Origin of the sequence: Allocoleopsis sp. (assembly GCF_036703385.1) — a bacterium.
In the GTDB taxonomy this organism is placed as follows: domain Bacteria; phylum Cyanobacteriota; class Cyanobacteriia; order Cyanobacteriales; family Coleofasciculaceae; genus Allocoleopsis.
Genome location: NZ_DATNPA010000778.1, coordinates 1 through 4,751 on the forward strand (window position 1 = coordinate 1; position 4,751 = coordinate 4,751).

3 protein-coding genes are annotated in these 4,751 nt (G+C 44.7%); 1 reads left to right on the top strand and 2 read right to left on the bottom strand.

The window, feature by feature from the left end; all coding sequences use genetic code 11:
• Positions 1 to 240: 240 nt before the first annotated feature.
• Both V6C93_RS36345 and V6C93_RS36350 read right to left on the bottom strand, forming a co-directional pair.
• Positions 241 to 1,347: an anthranilate phosphoribosyltransferase family protein gene (locus tag V6C93_RS36345; protein ID WP_333481566.1), complete on the bottom strand. Its 1,107-nt coding sequence runs from the start codon at positions 1,345 to 1,347 to the stop codon at positions 241 to 243.
• Between the two features lie 68 nt (positions 1,348 to 1,415).
• On the bottom strand, positions 1,416 to 2,447 hold the full coding sequence (locus tag V6C93_RS36350; RefSeq protein WP_333481567.1) for a LysR family transcriptional regulator: 1,032 nt from the start codon (positions 2,445 to 2,447) through the stop codon (positions 1,416 to 1,418).
• Positions 2,448 to 3,506: 1,059 nt separating this feature from the next.
• Here V6C93_RS36350 and V6C93_RS36355 point away from each other — a divergent pair.
• Complete coding sequence (locus V6C93_RS36355) at positions 3,507 to 4,214, top strand: hypothetical protein (protein ID WP_333481568.1); 708 nt, start codon at positions 3,507 to 3,509, stop codon at positions 4,212 to 4,214.
• Positions 4,215 to 4,751: the final 537 nt, after the last annotated feature.

A 4,751-nucleotide genomic window follows, 5' to 3' on the forward strand; every position in this document is an offset into this window, starting at 1 on the left:
TACATCGATGTCCTGACGGTTAAAGGTTAGTCGGTTGAAAGTTGAAGGTTAGGAATTTTTGTTCTTTTGTTCACAACGAAAGTTCATAGATATCTAACTTTCAACTCTCTGACCAAAAGCCAAAGGTCTCAAGCCTCCGACTTGTCGATCCTTTGGAGCGCCCGCTTGCACTAACAGTGGTGGGCACAATTCCATTATCCAAAATCCAAAATCGAATGACCCATAACCCAATGGCTAATATTACGACTGATGAGTCAGCTGCATTGAAGCGATCGCGCCTTTGATTTCTTGTAGCTTTTGGAGAGCATGACCTCCCGTGAACAGCTCTTCAGCTTTGGTAAAACCTGCGGGTAGATCTGAACAGACACCAGAACGCCATAGGTAAAATCCACCGTTCCAGATGGCAGAAGACATTAATTCGGAGGATTTACCGTTTAAGACATTTAGCATTTGTTCGATTAGCTCAAGGGTGGAATCAAGAGGTACTTCTTTCGCCGCAAAACTATAATCACGAGGATGCAGTAGGATGCGCTCAAAGCCTTCAGTGGAATCAGGTTGACTGATGGCAATAATCGCCGTGCGATCGCGCGGTAAATCACAACTACCCTCTAATCCTTTAACTAGGGTAAACTTTGTTACCTTCCGCATTCCCAATGTTTCTCGAAACCGAACTTCAGTGGGGGGATGAACGTACCCCGCAACCATGTGGAAATCTCCCGCATAGGGTGACCAGATGAGTTCCATTGTGGCAAAGGGCGGACGCTTGCCAATTTGATCACGGTAAGGAACCAATGCCTGCGCTTCGGGAAAGTGCTGCGGCAGATAGATAAATCCCAAGCCGCTTGTCTTTAATAATTGCTCAACCTGCACTAAGGTTAGTTTCGAGAGGTCAACGCCTAATCCTTGCCAAATTTCTATTAGGGGGACACCGTACTTCGTCGGCATACATTCGCCTCCATGCATCAGTACGGATACTCCCGCCGTAGCAAGAATCAAAGCGGTGAGTGGAGTGACCGATGCCGTGCGCGATCGCCCATCATAAGGCGTCCCGAATACCATCATCGGCTGAGAAAACGCTCCCTTGGTTGAAATATTTCCTCCATTCCTACTTCCCCAGGGTTGTAGCATTGGTCCAATCTGCTCATACGCATCCAGCATTCCTGCCAGTTCTGCACTGGTGGGTCGTTTAATTCGGTGAGCAATCATAAACGCGCCAATCTGCGCAGGGGTTGCCTCCTGTGTCAGCATCATCCGAGTAGCTATTGCGGCTTCCTCACGACTTAAGTCTTCACCTGTGTGAACACCACTACCGACTTTCTTTAACAATTCTCTGAAAGCATTACTCATGGTGGTTTTCCCCGGTGATGATCAGTTTGGTGAGGACAAAAATTATAGATAACAAGCCAGCTTAGCAGTTAACCCGTAACACTTAATCGCTGATTGTCAAACGATGAATGAGGAGGAGCCATTAACTGCTGGTTGCTTGTCGCGTTCGCCGTCGGTTTTTCCAGTTGACGTACCAATTGACAGAAGTGCTGAATAGGAGGAATCTGAATGCGATCTTGAGTAGTAACCAAGACGACTTGGCGCATCAGGATGGAATCAGAGCTTGAAACATCACTGACAATGTTACTGACCCCTGCCATTGAAGGAGGAAGACTGGCGATCGCTCGAATGGCTAGGGTTGAATCAGCACGAGCCTCCACTAAGGCTGACTGGGGCAGTAGAGCAATCATTTCTCCCTGCCGGACAACGCCTCGAAACGCATCAAGGGTATTTAACTCCATAACGGCTTGCAGCTTCGCTCCCTGTCGGGCAAACCGCTCTTGTACCAATCGCTGCATTCCATAGCCGTCTTTAAATACGACTTGCGGATATTTGATTAATTCTGACCACGGTACCTGTTCATACTGGGTTAGTGGATGATTCGACGCCATCAAGACTTCGACGGGTTCTTCGTAGAGGACATCCAGCACCATTTCTGGACTGGCGGTTAAAAAGCGGTTGTTCATGACGATCGCCACATCTACTAAGCCATCTCGGAGAACTTTCAAGGCGCGATCGCTCCCCAACGCCGTCACCCGCAGCTGCACATCCGGGTAGTCGCGGCAAAATTTCTGTAAAACTGGAGGCAAGTAGTGAGCACAAACCGAATGAATTGCTGCAACACACAGTTCTGGCTGCTTCCCTGCCATCAAATCTGCTAATTCCTGCGTCGCAGATTCCCACTCCTGACAAATTTTGCGGGCACGAGGTAGAAGCTGTTCCCCGCCCAGGGTCAACTTGGCCTGAGCCGTGCGATGAAACAGTGGCAAACCCAACTCGGCTTCCAGTGATTGGATCTGACGGCTAACTGTAGACTGGGTGATCTCACACTTGCGTGCTGCTTGTCCGAAGCTACCCGTCTCAGCAACAGCCAGAAAGGCTTGTAACTGCTCAATCCGCATGGTTATGTAATCTAATTTACATTGTTATCATGCAATGACCATAACGGATTTATAGTTACAGTTTGGTAGAGATTGATACAGCCTGCATATGGAATTTGGAAAAGAGGGACAAAGAGGTTCGATTTTAGACTCACCCGATGTTCATCAGTCAAGTTATTTTATAAATTGTTGCCATAATTATTAATTTTTGATTTGTAATTCAAGATCGGTTACAATTCCAGCTCTACAAGATGGTCAAACTCAGGCGCAGATGAGATTAGGATGAGTTGAGCTCTTTTGAGAGTATTTTAATTACCGAATCCAAATAGTAATTTTGAGTTTTCATCTATCTCTCTATTTTCTAGATATTGAGATGACAATACTATCCTCTAATTATTCACATTATTCCTCTAGACTTGTTCTCCAAACCTAGACCTCATTTAGCTGGTAGCTCATGGGCAGATTTCTTGATGTTACAGGGATGTTATCACATGTAACTTTTGATGTTCTGTGATGATCACGGGAGTAACCTTTGACTCCCAAGGACGAGGTGCAATCACTAGGAGAGCTAGCACAATTAGATTAGATTTCATTCTCTCTGCCTGAGCTAGGGTTCGTAGTGTTACGGTGCCAGTCAGCCCCTTGTTTCACAGGATGTGGCAAATTTGATACCTATATGCTAGGTTTGAGCAAATATTTGCGCGAAGCACATCTATCTTTAGAAATAACTATAATACTCGTGGTTGACATTGCCCTATTTATACTAGTTATCGCTTTCCCTATCTGCATGACTGGGTTGCTGATTACTGGTCACCTAGAGCTATGGTTCTACTTATCCATACACGGAGCTATTCTGTTGTGGGGTGTAGAAATACTTAAAAAACTAGAGAGAAGAAAGAAGAGGAAGTCGAATCGTTAAGTCATGCAGTGTGACAGGAATAATCTACATCAGTTACTCTCATAAGCGATAGCTACTCGACTCTCCCAGGTCTTGCTACCTGGTCAATTAAAACCTCTTGTAATTAGGTAATCGCATTCTTCGTGCAGAAATACCTCTCTTTTTCGATCCCCAAGCCCAAATTGCTTCATCAGCAAGTCTTTAAGTTAGCACTGTTGAGCAATGCCCTGCTATTGAGTATAGGGATTCTGCAAAATCCCTCTTTAGTCCAGGCTACTCCTTCATACAAAGCGTCTAACTCTGGAGTACCTACTCAGTCCGCTCGTTTAAACGATACCTTAATCATTCCAGGTTTACGCTTCGGCCCCATTACTCGCACAACTACTTACCAGGATCTGGTCAAAATGTTTGGTGCGTCTCGACTGAGTGATCACGACGTTTTCGGCGCTGAGGGTTTGAGCCGTCTACCGGGTACAAAGGTTAATCTCGGAGAAACCCGATCATTTCTTGTTGCCTGGACAAATAACAGTCGGACTGAAGTGGCGGAAGTTCGGACGACTGGGAGTGCGTGGAAAACACAGCAAGGCATTGGAGTCGGAACAACCCTTACTGAGCTGCAAAGGATATTGGGTGAATTTGAAATCCCTGGATTTGGTTGGGACTATGGTGATGTCGTGCGACCAAAACAGGGCAGGAAGTTTAAGTATAATATCCCTATTCTCTACCTCAGCATCGATCTAAAAGCGGCGAAAAGATATCCCAGTGATTATAGGGCTGTACAAGGAGAGACAACTATTTTATCTTCAGATGCTCATTTGAAACATCTAGGCATTAAGGTAGGCGAAGTTAGAGTGTATTTTGATCAACCTGGGATGACTAGCGCTGAGTGAAGGGGTAAGACAGTTCCATTCAAGATAACAATTCCAGGAACATGCAGCAGATTACAAGTTTATAAAGTACAGTAACAGTACTTAGAAAGTCAAACGTCGCTGCGCTCCTAATTCAAAATTCAAAATTATCAATTCAAAATTACAATCAGATGGGGCTTGAACCCCACCTGATTGAAGACCACTGAATTTTATTCAGTGGGAGCCTGTACTCGGAATTGATTAATTCAAAAGCCTTTTTCATTTTGAACTTTGAATTTTGAATTTTGAATTCAAAAAAGGTCAGTAGGCATTAATTACCAGAATTGGGTTTATTTTATTTATTTGCAATCGGCTGTCTTTATAGATTCATAACCCATTGAAGTGCCACAAAACCTCAGGTAATTACTAATACGAGACAAGCTTTAAATTCATGGAAAACCTTTGTTGACAAGGTGCAAGACGTGCCATGAGATGGGCTTACACTAAAGCTATTGTTTGCTCACTTTCGTTCTTTGCTTGGGATTTATAGCAAAAGACAGAGGATAGAAGTCAGAAGGG